The sequence below is a fragment of the Alicyclobacillus acidiphilus NBRC 100859 genome, assembly GCF_001544355.1.
Taxonomy (GTDB): domain Bacteria; phylum Bacillota; class Bacilli; order Alicyclobacillales; family Alicyclobacillaceae; genus Alicyclobacillus; species Alicyclobacillus acidiphilus.
The window spans coordinates 138,655-157,535 of sequence record NZ_BCQI01000001.1 but is presented as its reverse complement, the minus strand read 5'-3'; the positions used below and the strand labels follow the sequence as shown (position 1 = coordinate 157,535).

23 protein-coding genes are annotated in these 18,881 nt (G+C 56.3%); all 23 read left to right on the top strand.

Annotated features, from left to right (window positions below; genetic code table 11):
- Nucleotides 1-11 precede the first annotated feature (11 nt).
- The 23 genes from AAC01S_RS00730 to frr all read left to right on the top strand — a co-directional run bounded on the left by AAC01S_RS00730 (nt 12) and on the right by frr (nt 18,843).
- Nucleotides 12-230: a flagellar FlbD family protein gene (locus tag AAC01S_RS00730; RefSeq protein ID WP_067617194.1), complete on the top strand. Its 219-nt coding sequence runs from the start codon at nt 12-14 to the stop codon at nt 228-230.
- The gene (locus AAC01S_RS00725; RefSeq protein WP_067617191.1) at nt 227-670 is read left to right on the top strand and encodes a flagellar basal body-associated FliL family protein; all 444 of its coding nucleotides are present in this window, start codon (nt 227-229) and stop codon (nt 668-670) included. Before AAC01S_RS00730 ends, AAC01S_RS00725 begins: the two co-directional genes overlap by 4 nt.
- A 21-nt stretch (nt 671-691) precedes the next feature.
- A complete protein-coding gene (fliM, locus tag AAC01S_RS00720) occupies nt 692-1,681 on the top strand; it encodes a flagellar motor switch protein FliM (RefSeq protein WP_067617188.1) in 990 nt (329 codons plus the stop codon).
- Nucleotides 1,678-2,850, top strand: a complete 1,173-nt coding sequence (gene fliY, locus AAC01S_RS00715) for a flagellar motor switch phosphatase FliY (RefSeq protein ID WP_067617185.1) — start codon at nt 1,678-1,680, stop codon at nt 2,848-2,850. The genes fliM and fliY overlap by 4 nt, the downstream gene beginning before the upstream one ends.
- A gap of 31 nt (nt 2,851-2,881) precedes the next feature.
- Nucleotides 2,882-3,241 (top strand): response regulator, encoded by a 360-nt coding sequence (locus AAC01S_RS00710; RefSeq protein WP_067617182.1) that lies wholly within the window; start codon nt 2,882-2,884, stop codon nt 3,239-3,241.
- A gap of 3 nt (nt 3,242-3,244) precedes the next feature.
- Complete coding sequence (locus AAC01S_RS00705; protein ID WP_245629989.1) at nt 3,245-3,691, top strand: flagellar biosynthetic protein FliO; 447 nt, start codon at nt 3,245-3,247, stop codon at nt 3,689-3,691.
- 49 nt (nt 3,692-3,740) lie between these two features.
- Nucleotides 3,741-4,517 (top strand): flagellar type III secretion system pore protein FliP, encoded by a 777-nt coding sequence (fliP, locus tag AAC01S_RS00700; RefSeq protein WP_169793985.1) that lies wholly within the window; start codon nt 3,741-3,743, stop codon nt 4,515-4,517.
- A gap of 16 nt (nt 4,518-4,533) precedes the next feature.
- Entirely contained in the window at nt 4,534-4,803 is a 270-nt protein-coding gene (fliQ, locus tag AAC01S_RS00695; RefSeq protein WP_067617179.1) for a flagellar biosynthesis protein FliQ, read from the top strand.
- Nucleotides 4,804-5,577: a flagellar biosynthetic protein FliR gene (gene fliR, locus AAC01S_RS00690; protein ID WP_067617176.1), complete on the top strand. Its 774-nt coding sequence runs from the start codon at nt 4,804-4,806 to the stop codon at nt 5,575-5,577. It begins immediately after the preceding gene.
- A gap of 2 nt (nt 5,578-5,579) precedes the next feature.
- The gene (gene flhB / locus AAC01S_RS00685) at nt 5,580-6,662 is read left to right on the top strand and encodes a flagellar biosynthesis protein FlhB (protein WP_157070985.1); all 1,083 of its coding nucleotides are present in this window, start codon (nt 5,580-5,582) and stop codon (nt 6,660-6,662) included.
- A gap of 6 nt (nt 6,663-6,668) precedes the next feature.
- Nucleotides 6,669-8,717: a flagellar biosynthesis protein FlhA gene (gene flhA, locus AAC01S_RS00680; RefSeq protein ID WP_083511396.1), complete on the top strand. Its 2,049-nt coding sequence runs from the start codon at nt 6,669-6,671 to the stop codon at nt 8,715-8,717.
- Nucleotides 8,717-10,039 carry a flagellar biosynthesis GTPase FlhF gene (gene flhF, locus AAC01S_RS00675; protein WP_067617170.1) on the top strand — a complete coding sequence of 441 codons (1,323 nt, stop codon included), beginning with the start codon at nt 8,717-8,719 and terminating at the stop codon, nt 10,037-10,039. The genes flhA and flhF overlap by 1 nt, the downstream gene beginning before the upstream one ends.
- Nucleotides 10,032-10,955: a MinD/ParA family protein gene (locus AAC01S_RS00670; RefSeq protein WP_067617167.1), complete on the top strand. Its 924-nt coding sequence runs from the start codon at nt 10,032-10,034 to the stop codon at nt 10,953-10,955. Before flhF ends, AAC01S_RS00670 begins: the two co-directional genes overlap by 8 nt.
- Nucleotides 10,939-11,538 carry a CheB methylesterase domain-containing protein gene (locus tag AAC01S_RS00665; protein WP_067617164.1) on the top strand — a complete coding sequence of 200 codons (600 nt, stop codon included), beginning with the start codon at nt 10,939-10,941 and terminating at the stop codon, nt 11,536-11,538. The genes AAC01S_RS00670 and AAC01S_RS00665 overlap by 17 nt, the downstream gene beginning before the upstream one ends.
- A 28-nt stretch (nt 11,539-11,566) precedes the next feature.
- On the top strand, nt 11,567-13,552 hold the full coding sequence (locus AAC01S_RS00660) for a chemotaxis protein CheA (protein ID WP_067617161.1): 1,986 nt from the start codon (nt 11,567-11,569) through the stop codon (nt 13,550-13,552).
- Nucleotides 13,553-13,569: 17 nt separating this feature from the next.
- Nucleotides 13,570-14,037, top strand: coding sequence for a chemotaxis protein CheW (locus tag AAC01S_RS00655; RefSeq protein ID WP_067617157.1), 468 nt, complete (start codon nt 13,570-13,572; stop codon nt 14,035-14,037).
- Nucleotides 14,034-14,654 (top strand): chemotaxis protein CheC, encoded by a 621-nt coding sequence (locus tag AAC01S_RS00650; RefSeq protein WP_067617154.1) that lies wholly within the window; start codon nt 14,034-14,036, stop codon nt 14,652-14,654. Before AAC01S_RS00655 ends, AAC01S_RS00650 begins: the two co-directional genes overlap by 4 nt.
- Complete coding sequence (locus AAC01S_RS00645) at nt 14,644-15,132, top strand: chemotaxis protein CheD (protein WP_067617151.1); 489 nt, start codon at nt 14,644-14,646, stop codon at nt 15,130-15,132. Before AAC01S_RS00650 ends, AAC01S_RS00645 begins: the two co-directional genes overlap by 11 nt.
- 30 nt (nt 15,133-15,162) lie before the next feature.
- Nucleotides 15,163-15,786: a hypothetical protein gene (locus tag AAC01S_RS00640; protein WP_067617148.1), complete on the top strand. Its 624-nt coding sequence runs from the start codon at nt 15,163-15,165 to the stop codon at nt 15,784-15,786.
- Nucleotides 15,787-15,980: 194 nt separating this feature from the next.
- Nucleotides 15,981-16,679, top strand: coding sequence for a 30S ribosomal protein S2 (gene rpsB / locus AAC01S_RS00635; RefSeq protein ID WP_067617145.1), 699 nt, complete (start codon nt 15,981-15,983; stop codon nt 16,677-16,679).
- A 118-nt stretch (nt 16,680-16,797) separates the two neighbouring features.
- Complete coding sequence (gene tsf / locus AAC01S_RS00630; protein WP_067617143.1) at nt 16,798-17,451, top strand: translation elongation factor Ts; 654 nt, start codon at nt 16,798-16,800, stop codon at nt 17,449-17,451.
- Between the two features lie 91 nt (nt 17,452-17,542).
- On the top strand, nt 17,543-18,289 hold the full coding sequence (gene pyrH, locus AAC01S_RS00625; RefSeq protein ID WP_067617140.1) for a UMP kinase: 747 nt from the start codon (nt 17,543-17,545) through the stop codon (nt 18,287-18,289).
- Nucleotides 18,286-18,843, top strand: a complete 558-nt coding sequence (gene frr / locus AAC01S_RS00620; protein WP_067617137.1) for a ribosome recycling factor — start codon at nt 18,286-18,288, stop codon at nt 18,841-18,843. Before pyrH ends, frr begins: the two co-directional genes overlap by 4 nt.
- The last annotated feature ends 38 nt before the right edge of the window (nt 18,844-18,881 follow it).

Below are 18,881 nucleotides of genomic sequence, written 5' to 3'. Positions count from 1 at the left end.
GAGGTGAGCGAATGATAAGACTCACGCGCTTGAAGGGATCCGAACTGTGGCTCAATCCGCTGCTCGTCGAGAGCGTCGAGGCCACCCCTGATTCCGTGGTCACCATGGCAAACGGGCACAAGTACATCGTGGTGGAAGATACGCAAACCATTGCCGCATTGTTTATCAGTTTCTACAGAGAGATTGGGCTGGCCCGCGCGATGCAGGGGAGCTGGGGGGAACCAGGGTGAAGAAGGCCATTCGGACGATGGTTGTCATCGTCGTGATCATTGTAGTATTGGCTGGTGTGGGCGTCGGCGCTTTCACGTACATGACGAAGCGTGTGGCCGCGCACAGCGCAAACAACAAAGTGGTTACACTGAGCGCCAAACAGGCCGCGCAATTGCAGGTTACGCTGCCGCAAATGACGACAAATCTCAATTCGGCCGGCATTATTCAATTTACGTTAACGTTGCAAGCGGACAGCAAATCAACGACTAAGGAACTGAACTTAATGCAAAATCAGATTGAGGATCAGGTCAATGAAATCATGCGTCAATTCACAACGGATCAACTCCGTAATGACACTGGTTTAAACAAATTAAAGGCTGCCATTCGAACGTCCGTGAACAAGCTTCTGCCAACCGGCAGCGTCACGCATGTTTACTTGTCGCAAGTTTTAGTCCAGTGAGGCGAGAGGGGAGCGGTCGTCGTGTCCGAAGTACTTTCACAATCCGAAATTGACGCCTTGCTGTCGGCAATCAACAACGGTGAAATCGATACGGCCAGCATTCGTGCGGACACGAAAGAGACGCGGGTTCGCTCCTACGACTTTCGGCGTGCGATGCGCTTTTCCAAGGACCACCTTCGCGTGTTGCGCCGAATGCACGAGAATTTCGCGCGGCAGTTGGCCACACATTTGTCGGGCCAACTGCGGAGCGTTCTCCAGATACAGGTGGAGTCAGTCGACCAAGTTCCTTATGAAGAATTCATTCGTTCGATCCCTATCCTGACGGTCCTGCATTTATTGGAAATGGCGCCCTTGGAGGGCAGAGCCGTCTTGGAGATGAATCCGCAGGTCGTCTTCGCAATGTTGGACAAATTTATGGGAGGTGATAGCCTCGGCCCCTATCGCGAGCGTGAGTTGACCGATATCGAGGTTTCGCTGATCCGCAAGCTGCTGAATCCGGCGACCGCATTCTTGGCCGAAGCTTGGCGCGGTGTCGCGCAACTCAGTCCGGAATTCGTGTCCATGGAGAGCAATCCGCAATTTTTGCAGTTGACGACGCCCAATGAAACCGTGTTGGTCGTCACGATGAGCCTGCACATCGGAGAAACCTATGGTCTTATCAATGTGTGTATTCCTCATTCGACAATCGAACCACTCATGCCGATGTTGAGCAATCGTTATTACATGGATACGGGGCGGACTCGGGACGGCCGCGGCGGAGACGAACGTGTGCAAACGCATATGCTGGGCGTCCCTGTGGACGTTCGCGTTCAGATAGGAGAGACGCAATTGACCGTACATGAAGTGCTGGATCTGGCCGTCGGCGATACCATCGTCCTCAGGCAGTCCATTCGCGACCCGGCGACCGTGTACGTGGATGGCACACCGGCTTTCCTGGGCAGCGTGGGAAAAAAGAATCGAATGTATGCGGTCAAGATTCTACGTGAATGGGAGGGAGATGATACGCTATGAACGAGCAGATGAAGTTGTCACAGGAAGAGATTGACGCATTGCTGAACGCCAACAATTCGAGCAGTCCTGGAGCCGACCAACCTGCATCGACCGGCGCGGAGCAATTGACCAGCGAAGAGGCCGATATTCTCGGCGAGATCGGCAATATCTCCTTCGGTTCCGCGGCGACTTCATTGTCGACGCTGTTGCAGCATCGTGTGGACATCACGACGCCGAAGGTGTCCGTGATTCAACAAGATGAGGTCGAGAAACGTTTTCCAACGCCTTATGTCCTCGTGGCCGTGGATTTCACGGAAGGTCTGCAAGGTTCAAACGCCTTAGCGATTGAAATCAACGATGCGAAGACCATCGCGGACCTGATGCTGGGCGGCGATGGAACGAATACACAGGGAGAACTGAACGAGCTTCATCTGAGCGCGGTCGGCGAAGCCATGAACCAAATGATGGGCGGTGCCGCCACGTCGATGAGCCAGATGTTTGGCCGGTACATCAACATCTCGCCGCCGAATGTCGAAGTGATCGATTTTTCGAGCTTGGATGGCAGAGCGCAGTTGAACGAATCCGGTTCGATCGTCGACGTCGAGTTTCAGTTGAAAGTCGACAACTTGATCGATTCGCGGATCATGCAACTGATTCCACTCAAATTCGCCAAAGAAATCGTTCGTGCGCTGAAGGGTGAACACGCTTCGGCGCCCTCGACAGTGTCCCAGCAGGCTGCGTCCACCGATCGTCCTGTCGATCTCCCTCGCGCGACCCAGCCGGCACAGCCTGTCGCCCAGCCGACAGATCCGTCGGGGCATGCGGAAAGGCCGTCTGCCGCGGCTTCGCAGCCGCAGGCCGCGCCTGCTCCAGGTGTGCAGATACATCGGCCGGAGTTCGCCGATTTCGACGATCCGTACGAGGCGCCAAGTCAATCGAACAACTTGTCGCTGCTGTTCGATGTGCCGCTCAATGTGACAGTCGAACTTGGCAGAGCGAAGAAGATGATCCGAGAGATCCTGGAGTTGTCGCCTGGGTCGATCCTCGAGTTGGACAAGCTGGCCGGCGAACCGGTGGATATTTACGTGAACAGCAAACGCATCGCCATTGGCGAGGTGGTCGTGATCGACGAAAACTTTGGCGTCCGGGTCACGGATATCATCAACGTCGAGCAGCGGGTAAGCAGCTGATCAAACCTATCATTTCGAAGAGGTGGAACGTATGCCGAGAATTTTGATTGTGGATGACGCAGCATTCATGCGGATGATGATTAAGGACATCCTGACGAAAAATGGAATGGAAGTTGTCGGCGAAGCGGCGGACGGCTTGCAGGCGGTGGAACGGTATCAGGAACTCAAGCCAGACCTCGTCACGATGGACATCACCATGCCCGAGGTGGACGGCATCGAAGCGCTGAAGCGAATTCGCGCGCTCGATCCCGCCGCACGCGTGATCGTCTGCTCCGCGATGGGGCAGCAAGCGATGGTGATCGACGCGATTCAAGCGGGCGCCAAGGATTTCATCGTGAAGCCGTTCCAAGCTGATCGCGTCATCGAAGCGATTCAAAAGGCGTTGAAGTAGCGCATGGAACGGTCGATGGTTGCAATGAACGCCGCGATTGCGGCAGTCGCAGGATGGGCCGCGTCGATGCCGACGGTCCTGGCTGCCACGTCGTCTTCAGAGTCCACACTGACCGGTACTGGCGCGTACGTGAAGTTGGTGGTCGCGTTTATCGTCATCCTGCTCCTGATGGCGATTGTGTTTCGGTTTTTGGGCAAACGCGTCGGGGTGCAGCAGCGCGGCGTCATTCAGGTCATTGCTGCAAAACAACTCGCTCCGAATCGGTCGATTCAGGTGGTCGAAGTCGGAGAGAGGTTGTATCTGATTGGGGTCGGGGAAAACGTGGAACTCCTGGCTGACGTAACGGACTCCTATGGCGACACGGCGGACGAATTGCCGCGATCGTCGTTGGGACAAGCGCTTGGTTCCACTTTGGCGGAACTGCGCCGTCGGAGTTCGGAGGAAGGGTAGAGTGTTGGACGCGACTAGATGCCAAACAAAACGAACTCAGCGGCGATGGATGCTGGTCGCTGTGATTGCCGCGGCGTGTTCGCTGATTGGATTGGGTTTGTCGACACACGTGTGGGCAGCCACATCCTCCTCTGGCGGAGTGATTCCTGGCGTAAGCCTCAACTTGGCCGACAACAGTCCGCCTTCGGTGGCGAATACGGTCAAGATTATCTTGTTGCTGACGGTTTTGACACTTGCCCCGGCTGCGCTGATTTTGATGACTTGTTTTACGCGGGTGATCGTCGTTCTGTCGTTTATCCGCAACGCTTTGTCGCTGCAGACGTCGCCGCCGAACCAAGTCCTGGTTGGATTGGCTCTGTTCATCACACTGTTCGTCATGCAGCCGACATTGGAGCAAGCGAACAAACAGGCGCTTCAGCCCTATCTGAAGGGGACCATCTCGCAGAGCGTGGCCATCGAGCGCGCGGAAGCGCCGTTCAAGGTGTTTATGGCACGCCAGACGCGGACGTCCGATTTGGATTTGTTTTTGTCGTATCGGCACGAGACGCTCTCCGCCAACGCGAAGAAGCATCCACAGGACATACCGCTGACGGCCCTGGTTCCGGCCTACACCATCAGCGAATTGAAGACGGCGTTTCAAATTGGCTTCATGATCTATCTGCCGTTTTTGGTGATCGATCTCGTTGTCGCCACGACATTGATGTCGATGGGCATGATGATGCTACCTCCGGTCACCATCTCATTGCCATTTAAGATATTGCTGTTCGTCATGGTGGATGGCTGGTATCTCGTGGTGAAATCGCTGCTCGACGGATATGTCACGTAGGCGGGAGGAAAAAGCTGTGTCAGATGCATTTGTCATGGGATTGGGTGCGCAGGTGATGTGGCTCGTCGTGAAACTGACCGCTCCCGTGCTGCTGCTTGGTCTTGCGGTTGGTCTGCTCGTGAGCATTTTCCAGGCGACCACGCAGATTCAGGAACAGACGCTCGCCTTCGTGCCAAAGATTCTCGCGGTCATCGTCGCGCTGTTGTTTTTCGGATCGTGGATGTTGAGGAACCTGGTGGACTTTACAACTTCGATTCTTGGCCATCTGGTCAACTACGTGATGTAAATGAACGAAATTCTAACGCATTTTGACGTCTTTATCTTAGTGACCTTTCGGACAGTTGCTTTCATCATGGCTTCGCCGCTCATTTCCATCAGCGCGTGGCCCAATTGGGCGAAAATTGGCCTCGCGTTTGGCCTGTCGTATGTGGTGACGCCGACGATCACGTCGGCCGTGCCGGATGTTCTGCAACAACCGGGAACATTCATCGTCGATGGTCTGCTGGAGGCGTGCATTGGATTGCTGCTTGGCTTCATCGCCACTATGATCTTTTCGGCCATCTCTATTGCCGGTCAAGCCGTCGACATTCAGATAGGTTTTTCCATGGCATCGCTGTTTTCGCCGGGGTCCAACGTCCAGTCCGGTATTTTTGGGAACTTATACAATCTTCTATTCACGCTCTATTTCTTGGGCATGGGCGGCCTCGACGGATTGATGATGGCCATTACGCACTCGTTTGTCGCGATACCCCTGGCACATTTCCAGTTGCCGAACCATTGGCCGGACGAGCTGATGCAGCTGATGAACGTCGTGATGACGCTGGCGTTGGAGATAGCGGCGCCGCTCTTGGCGTCCTTGTTCATGAGCGATGTGACATTTGCCTTCTTGTCGCGGGCGGTGCCGCAGATGAACGTGTTCGTCGTGGGGCTGCCGGTCAAGATCTTCGTTGGCCTCCTGATGTTCGCAGTCGTCATGCCAGGCACGATTTACATGTTTAACCGTGTCTTCATGTACATGTTCAGCCAGTTGCAGGTCGTGCAAAACGTATTGGGGGGATAATGGTGTGGCCGCTGCAACTGCAAAGGTTTGCTGGTGAAAGAACGGAACGCGCCACACCCCGCAGGCGGGATGAAGCACGGCGCGAAGGAAATGTCGCGCGCAGTCCAGAACTCACGTCGGCTGTCGCACTCGCCGCTGTCATTGTCGCGCTGCGTGTCAGTGCTCCAATGGTTTGGGGGGAATGGGAGAATCTGATGCAGCGGGATCTGACCATGAGTGTTCGCCAAGCCTGGACGGCGAGTTCGGTGATCAGCCTGCTGACGACGCAGTTGGTTGGAGCGTGTCGCGTCCTTCTGCCTATCGTCGGCGCAGGGTTGATCGTGGGTGTCGCCGTGGCCGTCGCCCAAGTGCGCCCGATGTTCGCGCCGAATTTGATTGCGCCAAAGTTTTCTCGAATTCAACCGCTGTCTGGGCTGCGTCGCCTGTTCGGAACGAGATCGCTCGTGGAACTCGGGAAATCGCTCGCGAAGCTGTTGATTGTCGGCGCCATCAGCTATATGACAATCAGGCAAACAGCCGGGCAGATTCGGGGTTACGGCGAGATGGGCCTGGCGCAATTGCCTGCTTCGGTCGGCGACATGGTCTTCAATCTCGGCATACGCATCGCCTTGGCGATGGTCCTTCTCGCACTGTTCGATTTTCTCTACCAGCGCTTTGAATACGAACGAAATTTGCGAATGACCAAGCAGCAAGTCAAGGACGAAATGAAAGAAATGGAAGGCAATCCGGAAATCAAGGCCGCGATCCGGCGGCGTGCGCGACAAATCGCCTTCCGTCGAATGATGGACGCGGTGCCGAAGGCCGATGTGGTCATCACGAATCCGACGCACTATGCCATCGCGCTGCGGTACGACGGCGAGTCGATGGCTGCGCCGCAAGTGGTTGCAAAGGGCGCCGATCAACTCGCACAGCGAATCAAGTTGAAGGCGGCCGAGTCCAATGTGCCGATGGTCGAAAATCGGCCCTTGGCGCAGTCCCTGTACCGAATGGTCGACGTCGGAGAATCGGTCCCTGCAGAATTGTATCAGGCGGTTGCGGAAGTGCTCGCCTATGTCTATCGATTGCGTCAACTAGCGCGGAGGTGATGCTGGATGAAAATGAATTGGCTGAAGCGAACCGATTTGATCGTCATGATGTTCGTGCTTGGCATGATCGTCATGATTGTCATTCCAATTCCCAAAGCGCTGTTGGACGTTTTGATCATCTTGAACATCTTTTTGTCGATGACGATCCTGTTGGTGGCGATGAGCACCAAGGAGCCTCTTGATTTCTCCGTGTTCCCCTCCATGCTTCTGATCACGACGTTGTATCGGCTGTCGCTCAACATTTCGACGACACGGCTGATTTTGGGACAGGGCAACGCAGGAAGTGTCATCAAGACGTTCGGCAATTTCGTGATTGGACAAAATCCAGTCGTCGGCTTCATGGTCTTTCTGATCATCATCATCGTTCAGTTTATCGTCATCACACGCGGCGCCGAACGCGTGGCGGAAGTCGCGGCGAGGTTCACGCTCGACGCGATGCCCGGCAAGCAGATCGCGATCGACGCCGACTTGAACGCGGGTTTAATCAACGAAGAGCAGGCTCGCATGCGAAGGCAGAACATCGAGCGCGAGGCGGACTTCTACGGCGCCATGGACGGTGCGTCGAAGTTTGTCAAAGGCGACGCCATCGCGTCCATGTTGATTGTCGCCATCAACATCGTCGCAGGGTTCATCATTGGCGTGGCGATGAACAAATTGCCGTTCACGCAGGCCTTGCACACCTACACGATGCTGTCGGTCGGCGATGGCTTGGTCAGCCAAATTCCGGCTCTGCTCCTGTCGACGGCGACGGGCCTCATGGTTTCCCGCGCCGCGTCGGAGGGCAACATCGGCGAAGACGTGGTCAAGCAGGTCTTTGGCTATTCGAGAGCGCTCTACATCGTGTCTGGTGCCATTCTGCTGCTCGGCATCGTCACTCCCATCGGCATTCTTCCTGTCCTTCCGATTTCAGGCGGCGCCACATTGATGGCTCGCCGCATGCAACAGACCAAGAAGCTCGTGGAGAAGAAGCAGGCGGAGGAAGCGGCGAGATCGGAGCAGGCGGCGACGAAAAAGCCGGAAAACGTGTATCAATTGCTTACGGTCGAACCGATTGAATTCGAGTTTGGCTATGGTCTGATCCCGCTGGTGGACAGCAAACAAGGCGGCGACATGCTGGAGCGGGTCGTCATGATTCGACGGCAGCTTGCGACAGAACTCGGGCTCGTACTGCCTATGGTGCGGATGCGCGACAATATTCAACTCAAGCCGACTCAATACGTGATCAAATTAAAAGGTGTTCAGGTGTCCGAGGGCGAAATTGTCATGGGACACTGGTTGGCGTTGAGCCCAGGGGTGGATCATCCGTCCGTTCAGGGGATCCCGACGAAGGATCCGACGTTCGGCCTTCCGGCCATTTGGGTCAACGCGCAAATGAAGATTCAAGCGGAAGTGAACGGGTATACCGTGGTGGATCCGCCTTCGGTCATCGCGACGCACTTGACGGAAGTCTTGCGGCGCCATGCGCATGAATTGCTCGGACGCCAGGAGACCAAGGCTCTGCTGGATCACGTGAAGACGTTTAACGCCGCGGCGGTGGACGATGTGTATCCGAACACGCTGTCGCTCGGCCAAATTCAAAACGTATTAAGCAATCTTTTGCAGGAGAAGGTATCCATTCGCGATATGGTCACCATCCTCGAGACGCTCGCCGACGTGGGACGTCAGACGCAAGATATCGACACCTTGACGGAGCGCGTCAGACAGGCGCTTGCGCGGCAGATTTGTCACGAATTCACGCTGCCGAACGAGCCGATGACGGTGATTACGCTGGGCGCGGCGGTGGAACAGCGAATTCAGCAGTCGCTTGTGGAGCAGGGAGGAAGCCTGTTCGTCGGCATGGATCCTGCGGAATCGAGTCGCGTGATTCGAAGCCTGCAAGAAGAAGTCACAAAATTACAAGGCCTCGGCAAGACACCAATCTTGCTGATTCATCCGCAATTGCGGCTTCCGGTTAGACGCTGGATTGTAAGATATTTGCCAGATCTCGCAGTATTGTCGTTCAACGAACTGGATCCAACGGTTGAAATTCAAAGTGGAGGCGTGGTGAACCTCTGATGATTGTCCGCAGATACGTTGTGAAGGACATGCCGGAAGCGGTGCTGTCGATTCGCAAAGATTTGGGCAAGGACGCCGTCATCTTGAGCACAAAAAAAGTGAGAGTCCGCAAGTGGCTGGGACTCTTGTGGCAAACGCGGCTGGAAGTGACCGCCGCGGTTGGGGGGGACATTCCACTCCAACACGATCCGAAACGTTCACGTCCAAACCAGGCAGCCGTCGATCCGGCGCAGTCAGCAGAGGGCGACGAAGATACCAAATCATTGTTGGAACTCGCCGTCGTCCAAGGGCGCGAGGAGCAGCGCGACGCGCCGGCCGCGTCTCAGGCGCCGTCGGGATCGGCCTCATTCGAATCAAGTTTGGCGTCGGCGTATCGCGCGTATCAGAATCAAGCCCCGTCGACACCCGTGGAAGCGGACAAGGTTGGTGCGGCCCCGGCGACGGACTTGAAGGACGTGTTGCGAGAACTGTCGTCACTGAAGCAGATGGTCACCCAGTTGCACTCGGGCGCGAGCGACGACGAGCATAGCGAGCGGGAACCGTTGCGGGATCGAACGGCTGCCTTTCTTCGGCGGGAGGGACTGGCCGACGAGCAGATTGCGCGCTGGCTCGAGGGAGTCGACGCGGCTCGGCGCCAAGACCTCGATTCGTCGCTCTCCATCGTTCGGCACACGATTGTCGAAGCGTTGTCGGATCGGGCACGGCCGCTTCCGATTGAGAAAGAGAGCCGGATTGTGGCGTTCGTGGGACCGACGGGTGTGGGCAAGACGACCACCATCGCGAAAATCGCGGCTTTACACGTGCTGGCGGGGCAGCGCCGGATTGGGCTGTTGACGACGGATACATACCGGATCGCGGCAGTCCAGCAGTTGCAGACTTACGCGGACATTCTCGACGTGCCGATGGTCGTCGTCGAGGATCCGGCTTCCATCGATTCGGCGCTCGAACGATTGCAGAAGCGCTGCGATTTGATTCTGGTCGATACGGCGGGAAGAAATTTTCGCAACTCGGAAACGGTGGCGGAAACCAAGCGGTTGTTGGACGCGTTACACCCTGATGAAACGATGTTGGTTGTATCCGTGACGACGAAACCGGAAGATGCCGACGCCTTGATTGCGCTGTGCCCTGTCTTGTCCGTTCATAAACTGCTGTTTACCAAGCTGGATGAGACCAACAGCGTAGGACTCATTCCTCGTCTGTTGGACGAGAGCAAGCTGCCGATGTCGTATATCACGAATGGACAGAACGTTCCAGACGATATAGATATTCTCTCGATAGAAGAGTTGCTGGATCGTTGGGTCGGGGGTGAAGTCGATGCTTGATCAAGCATCGCAATTGAGAACGCAAATGGGTATGCGATCCATGGCCGCAGAGGCCGATACGGCTTTCGCGCAGTCGTCTGCGAACCCTGCTAAAGTCGTCGCCGTCGCGAGCGGCAAGGGCGGCGTAGGGAAGTCGAATTTCTGTGTGAATTTTGGGATCGCGTTGGCGCAGCAAGGTGTTCGAGTTCTGATCTTGGACGCGGACGTCGGTTTCGCAAACGTCGAGGTGCTTTTGAATATATCGCCCTCTCACTCGTTGCTGGACGTGCTGGAAGGCCGTCATTTGAACGACATTGTCGAATATTCCCCATACGGGTTGGCGTTTATTTCAGGGGGCAACGGCCTCTTTGATCACCTGTTGATGAGTTCGGACGATCACGCCCGCCTCGTGTGGGAACTTGGCAAACTGAGCCAAATGTACGATGTCGTACTGCTCGATTGCGCGGCCGGAGTGAATGAAGTCAGCATCCGTCTGGTCGCGGCGGCCGATCAACTCGTCCTCGTCACGACGCCGGAGCCGACCGCGATGGCCGACGCGTACGCGTTTATGAAACTGTTGACGCGCAGGTTGATCACGCCGGCGCCGCAAGTCGTGGTCAACCGGGCGCAATCGTTCACGGAAGCCAAGCAAAGCGTGGACAGATTGACGCGCGTCACGTCGCGTTTTCTCGACGTTCATCTCGAGACCCTCGGTTACATTCTGGAGGATCCCAGCGTCAGCCAGGCCGTGATGCGGCAGGTTCCCGTGCTTCATCATGCAGCCAACAGCAAAGCGGCTTCCTGCTATCGACAGATTGCGTCCAACTTCTTGCGCAAGGATTTGCAGACGCCGTCGCTCGGCATGTCTGGCTTCTTCGACAGACTGTTGAAAAGCCGCTTGTTCGGAGGAGGCCGCGACCGTGGCCACGGTGCCTAACCGACCTCTTCGAGCGCTCGTCTTGATTGGCACCTCTACGGGCGGGCCGAAGGCTTTGACCGAACTGTTCAGCCACTGGAAGGCGGTCGACGGTGTCGCGTGCTGCGTTGTACAGCACATGCCCCCGGGCTTCACCGCCAATTTGGCCAATCGCCTGAATCAATTGTCTGAATGGACAGTCGATGAAGGTGTACATGGTCAGCCGTTGGTCGAGAAGCACGTGTACATCGCGCCTGGCGGGTACCAGATGCGGGTTACCGGAAGCCATTCCGCATTGCAGCTCGCGATTGCGCGGGAAGATCCGGTCGGCGGGCACCAGCCTTCGGTCGATGTGCTGTTTGACTCGGCGATTCCGCTGGCTTCGAGCCTGCAACTGGTCGGCGTCATCCTGACTGGAATGGGGCGCGACGGCGTGAAAGGACTTGGCGGCATCCGCGACGTCGGGGGTTACACCGTCGCTGAGTCGGCCGAATCGGCGCTGATTTACGGGATGCCCAGAGTCGCTTTGGAATCCGGCGCCGCCATGGCCGGTTTGCCGCTGTCTGCCATTTCGAATTGGTTGACGGAACGGCTTGCTCTGTGACAGACATGGCTGTTGAAGGAGTGGAACGATGGATATCAGTCAATATCTCGACGCGTTCTTGGCAGAGTCTGAAGACAATCTGACGACGCTCAACGATCTGTGTTTGCAGTTGGAGCAGCAAGGGGCGGAAGACAGCATCTTTGCCGCCATGTTTCGAGTGGCTCACACGCTCAAGGGTATGAGCGCCACGATGGGCTTCACGAAGATGGCGGAATTGACGCACCGCATGGAAGATGCCCTGGGTTATGTGCGGGCGCATCCAGAAGTCTTTCAGCCGAGCGTTGTCGATATTTTCCTCGCAGCTGTGGATGCGCTGACCATGAATTTGCAGTCGATTCGCGATCACGGCCAAGATGCGCATCTGGATCACGGCGGGCTGTTGGCTCAATTGGCGGCTGTCATGGCGGGGAACGAGCAGCCGGCCATCCAAAAGGCAGCCTCGAATGGGCTGTCGGCAGATGTCTTCGAAAAGCTTCGGGAGCTTCGGCGAGACGGACTGACCGTGGGCGTGATCGAGATTGAACTGAGTTCGTCTTGTGTGATGAAGGGTGTTCGCATGGTGATGATCATGCGGGCCATCGAACAGTTCGGCGACAGTCTGGCGTGCTATCCGGAGGCCTCTTTGCTTGAAGAAGGGGAATTCGAAGGACCGGTCCAGATTGCAGTCGTCGTGAATGGAGCTTCGATTTCGGATGTGATGGCGGCCATTGCCGATATCACAGAGGTGGAGACTGTCCGCGAAATCGATCTCGACGCAGTCGCTGCGTCGAGTCAAAGTGAGCAGCATTCTGCCCAAAGCGCAGCGGCTCCGGAGCAGCCTGCCGCCGCCAGCACGGCGACGCCAGTCTCTGGCCGAGGCAGGGAGCAGACGCTGCGTGTGCCTGTGGGCCGCATCGACGAGTTTATGAACGTGCTGAGCGAGTTGGTCATCGCCAGAACGCGTTTGGATCTGCTTGCGCAGCAGAGCGGGGATCCCGCGCTGCGGGAGGTGAGCGAACAGATCGGGCGTTTGTCGGAGAACTTGCAGGAAGGTGTCATGAACATGCGCATGATGCCCGTGGAAGCCCTGTTCCAACGGTTTCCTCGGATGATGCGAGATCTCCAGAAGTCGCTGGACCGCGAATTCGACTTTGAGATGACCGGTCTCGAAACGGAAATGGATCGAACCATTATGGATGAAATGGGCGAAGCCCTGGTCCATCTGCTTCGCAACGCGGCCGATCACGGCCTTGAATCGCCCGATGTACGCGAGCGGAACGGAAAGCCGCGTCGTGGCAAGATCACGCTGTCCGCGTACGCGACGGGCGGGCATATCTATCTCGAAGTGCGGGACGACGGCGGCGGGATCGAACGCGAGAAGGTCCTGCAGTCGGCTGTCAAAAAGGGCGTGATTGCGCCGGAGCAGGCCAAGGGCATGTCGGACGAGCAGGTGTTTGAACTTTTGTTCGCGTCCGGCTTTAGCACCGCGCAAACCGTGTCCGATATTTCGGGGCGCGGCGTCGGGTTGGACGCTGTTCGAGGCAAGGTGAATTCGCTTGGCGGCACGATTCGCATCGAGTCGAAAGTCGGAGAAGGCACGGCTTTTATCATTGAACTTCCGCTTACGCTGACGATCTTGCCGGCCATGCTGGTTCGTGTCGGTGAAGAGTTGTTCGCGGTGCCAACTGCGAACATCGAAGAAGTCGCGCGAGTGGACGCCTCGGATCTGGAATGGGTGCACGAGCATCCGGTCGTTCGCTTTCGCGACAAGGTCGTGCCCGTGCTGGATTTGGGAGACAAGTTCTTCGGCCGAACGTGCGGCGAACAGCATCCGTGGAACACGGTGATTTGCAAGGACGGCAAAGATTACGTCGCCTTGACGGTCACCGAGATCGTCGACGAGTTGGAGGTCGTCAACAAACCGCTCGGGCGATATCTGGCCAACGTGAAAATGTTTTCCGGCGCCACCATTTTAGGCGATGGGCAAGTGGCGCTGATCCTCGATGTCCGCGAGGTGCTTCAACTAGGCGCTTGAGAGAGGAGAAGCAGAAGATGAGTGAACAGTATGTGGTCATGAAGCTCGGCAACGAGTTCTATGGCGCGTCGGTGATGCAGGTCATCTCGATTGAACGGATGATGAACATATCGCAGGTTCCGCGAACCCTGTCTTACATCAAGGGCGTCGTCAATCTGCGCGGCACTGTGACACCCGTCATCGACTTGCGGGAACGCGTCGGGCTGACGCGCAATGGACAGGAATCAGACGCGACGAGAATCGTCGTGACCGAAGTCAACGATATGACAGTCGGGATGATTGTCGACGCGGTGGAAGACGTCGTGTCAATCGAGGATGGCGGGATCGCGCCGCCGCCGCCGGTGGTCGGCGGCATCCACGCCGTGTATTTGAAAGGCGTCGCGCAGGTGGGGGATCGGTTGTTGGTCATCCTGAATTTGGAGAAAATCCTGTCTGACGTCGAACTGGAGCAGCTTCAAGAAGTGGACAGGCAGGTACGAGGATGAATGGGAACAAGCTGGACGCGTTGACGACAGACGCCTTGAAGGAATTTGGCAACATTGGCGCAGGGCATGCTGCAACGGCGTTGTCCATTCTGCTGGATGGCCGCGTCACCATGTCCGTGACGGAGGCAAGGCTCTGTCCCTGCGCGGACATCGTGGAAACCGTCGGCAGCGACAGGTTGGTGGCTGCCGTTTTCATTCGACTGCTAGGCGCCATTCCGGGCAATATGTTCGTGTTGATGACCCTGCCAAGCGCGGACAGACTGTTGGCTCACATGCTTCGTGAAGCGCGCCGCGAGGACGATTACACGGAACTCGAATTGTCGGCGATCGCGGAAGTAGGCAACATCCTCTCGGGAGCCTACGTGGCCGCCATCAGCGACTTGTGCGGCTTGAATCTGAACCAGTCCGTGCCAGCTGTCGCCATCGACATGGCCGCCGCTGTCTTGGATATCGGTCTGATGATGAGCGGCAATGAGAACAACGAAGCCATTTTCATCAGTTCCACCCTCGTCCACGAGGGAAATCACATCGACACGCAATTTTTCATGCTTCCTGACTATGACGGAACGGATACGCTGCTCGATGTCCTGCGAAGGAAAGCGTACTATGGTGGATGAACAGCAAACCATACGGATTGGAATCGCAGAAGGGGCGATTCTCACCGGCCCCGGTACCATCACCACGACCGGTTTAGGCTCGTGTATCGGACTGGTCTTGTTTGACGTGATCGATCACGTCGCCGGCATGGTGCATGTCATGCTTCCCGAGAGCCCATCCCCGTCGCCTGCGCTGCCTCAAAAATACGCTGACACTGGGATTCGGTGGCTGTATGAAAACGTCCTTGAGGCGGGCGCGAACCGAGCGAGATTGAAAGCCAAATACGCAGGAGGTTCGCAGATGTTTCGCGGATTGCAAACGGAAGCCTTGCGCATCGGTGATCGGAATATTGCCGCGGTCGCCGAACATTTGAGCCAGTTACATATTCCCATTGTCAATTTCGATGTCGGCGGGAGTGTCGGTCGGACAATCCGTTTCGAACTTCCTTCACGGGCATTGCACATTCGTACCGCTCGCGGCGAGGAGCGGTCGATTTAATCACAATCTGGAAACTAGGTGACCTTGGACATGCTCCCGACTCTCATATTGGCTGTGGTCTGTATCATCCTGCTGTTTGTTCTCTACGTCATCACGGGAGGATGGCGCAAATACGGCGGTGTTCGAGGTATGTACAAGTGGCTTCTCTCAGGCGCCGCCACCCAGGGCATGTCGGCGAAACCGAATGTTTCGGCGGGATCGTCCCCGCGGCGATCCGCAGCAGGCCTCGCAATGGCCGGAAACGCGGACGAAACGGACGACGCGGTCGCCATCCTGCGCGACTTGTACGTCGAGTTCGATGGGCGCCAACGCGCGTTGGAAGCGCGCATCACCCGGTTGGAGACGCTCGTTGCCGATATGCTGTCTCGTGAAGATAGGCCGACAGCGCGTCAATCCGTTTCTGTGACGGCGTCAGATGTGGTTGTATCAGACAAGATCCCGTCGGACGTGGTTGAGGCGGAGAAGTCGGACGAGATGTCGGACGGGTCCCAGGTGAAGGACTCTCGCCGGTACTTTGCGATTTTAGACCTGCTGGATGCGGGCGTTTCCGATGGCGATATCGTCGCGAAACTGGGCGTCGAACCGGAGGATGTCGCGTATGTGCGAACCATCATGCAGAGTCCGTTTGGGAATCCGCCGGAGCCTTGCAGGTAAACTGGGCATTATCCGGGTACGCAATGCGGAATCAATTGATTCCGGTTTGGATCATGTGCTATATTAGACAGCAGTGCAATGACCCACAAAATGTGGAGTTCACACGAATGATGACGCTTCGTCGAAGTGCCTCGCTTTGAGGTCGAGGGGGCGGATGAGTCGTTCGGCGGCCAAACTTGAAGGAGGAACATGCATTGGCGATTATTTCTATGAAGCAGCTGCTCGAGGCTGGCGTTCATTTTGGACACCAGACACGCCGTTGGAATCCGAAGATGGCGCGGTACATTTTTACCGAGCGCAACGGCATCTACATCATTGATCTGCAAAAGACGGTTCGCAAAGTCGAAGAAGCGTACAACTTCGTTCGCGAACTCGCGGCTTCCGGTGAGACCATTCTCTTCGTAGGTACGAAAAAGCAGGCGCAAGAGGCTGTCAAGGAAGAAGCCGAACGCTGCAATATGTACTATGTCAACCAACGCTGGCTCGGCGGCACGTTGACCAACTTTAACACCATTCAAAAGCGTATCCGTCGCCTTCAACAGTTGGAAAAGATGCAAGAGGACGGAACGTTTGATGTGCTTCCCAAGAAGGAAGTCATATTGCTGAAGAAAGAGGCTGAACGCCTCGAGAAGTTCCTCGGCGGTATCAAGGGCATGACGAAGATGCCTGGCGCAATGTTCGTCATCGATCCTCGCAAGGAACGGATTGCGGTCGCTGAGGCTCACAAGCTCGGGATTCCGATTGTTGCCATCGTCGATACAAACTGCGACCCGGATGAGATTGATTACGTCATTCCAGGGAACGACGACGCGATTCGCGCTGTTCGCCTATTGACCGGGAAGATGGCCGATGCGGTGCTCGAGGGCACGCAAGGTGAAGAAACGACTGCTTGATGGATGTCTCGGGGAGGTGGCGGGTGCAAAGCGCTCTCGTCACCTTTTTTATGCAACTTGAATATGGCGTGGGTCGCCGGATTGGCATCCATCGAAGACACTTGAGGAGGATATCAGGATGGCTGAAGTAACAGCTGCAATGGTGAAGGAATTGCGCGAGAAGACAGGCGCGGGCATGATGGACTGCAAAAAGGCTCTGACAGAGGCGAACGGCGATATGGAACGCGCCATGGAAGTGCTTCGTGAACGCGGACTCGCATCTGCGGCGAAGAAGGCTGGCCGCGTGGCGGCTGAGGGCGTCGTCGAATCCTATATTCACGCTGGCGGCCGGATCGGCGTGCTGGTTGAAGTAAACTGCGAGACCGACTTCGTAGCGAAGAATGAAGACTTCCGCACGTTTGTGAAGGACATTGCAATGCATATTGCCGCTGCAAGTCCGCAATACGTGCGCCGCGAAGACGTGCCTGAGGAAGTTGTGGAGAAGGAACGCGAGATTCTCCGGGCTCAAACGCTCAACGAAGGACGTCCCGAAAATATTGTGGACAAGATCGTCGATGGCCGGATCGACAAGTTCTTCAAGGATATCTGTTTGATGGAGCAAATGTTTGTGAAGGATACAGATAAGTCGATTGATACACTCCTTCGCGAAAAGATCGCTACCATCGGCGAAAACATTTCGATTCGCCGGTTTGCCCGCTTTGTCGTCGGCGAAGGTATCGAGAAGCAAGAGACGAACTTCGCGGAAGAAGTGATGGCTCAAGTCCGCCAATAAGACGAACACGCGCTCGCGAGGGGACACATTTCGGTGTTCCCTCGTGTGGCGTATCAGCAAGTGATTTCATCGAATAAACGGAGGGGCTTTCGTGACGACACCGAAATATCGCCGAGTGGTTCTGAAAATAAGTGGCGAGGCCTTGGCTGGCGCGGGTGGTTATGGCATCGATCCAACCGTGATTCGAGATATCGCGCAACAGATCACGGACGTCCAAAAATTAGATGTGCAGGTAGCGGTGGTTGTTGGAGCGGGTAACATCTGGAGAGGGCTTTCGGGGAGCCAGATGGGCATGGATCGGGCGACCGCGGACTACATGGGGATGCTCGCGACGGTCATGAACGCCCTGGCACTTCAGGACGCCTTGGAGAAACTTGGCGTCGCTACGCGGGTCCAGAGCTCCATCGAGATGTCGCAAGTAGCGGAACCGTACATACGCAGGCGAGCGATTCGCCATCTCGAAAAGGGTCGCGTCGTGATCTTTGCCGGCGGCACTGGCAACCCGTTCTTTTCCACAGACACGACCGCGGCGTTGCGGGCTGCGGAAATTGAGGCGGAAGTGATTTTGATGGCCAAGAATGGCGTGGATGGGGTTTACACCGCTGATCCACAAAAGGATCCTACGGCCACCAAATACTCCGAAGTCGATTTCATGCAGGTCCTGAACGAGGGGTTGGGGGTCATGGACTCCACCGCCGCATCGCTGTGCATGGACAACGACATTCCTCTGCTTGTCTTCTCGCTCAACGAAGAAGGCAACATTCGCAAGGCTGTAATTGGTGAGAAAATTGGCACCATGGTGGGATCTGGCGCCACAGGAAGGGATGAGTCGAAGTGAGTCAGCAAATTATTGCGGATGCACAAGAACGCATGGATAAAGCGATTGCGAATTTGCGTCGAGAACTGGCAAGCGTTCGGGCTGGGCGGGCAACGCCGTCGCTCTTGGACAAAGTGATGGTCGAATACTATGGTTCGCAGATGCCGGTCAATCAAGTGGCGGGCATCACGTCGCCAGAACCGCGGCTGCTCGTCATTTCGCCGTGGGAGAAGTCGATGCTCAGCGAGATTGAAAAAGCGATTATGAAGTCCGATCTCGGTCTGAATCCTTCGAACGACGGATCGGTGATCCGCTTGACCATTCCTGCGTTGACTGAGGAACGCCGCCAGGAACTGGTCAAACAAGTGCGGAAAATCGCGGAAGAGGCCCGTGTCGCGATTCGGAATGTGCGCCGCGACGCCAACGACGACCTGAAAAAGGCGGAGAAGAACGGCGACATTTCGGAAGATGAAGCGCGTCGATTCATGGAGAAAATTCAGCAAATCACGGATAAATCTATTGCGCAGGTCGACAGTATGTTGGAAGATAAGGAGAAGGACGTTACACAGGTATAAGCCGCCATTCTGGCCGCATGATCTGAGGAGGTTGCCAG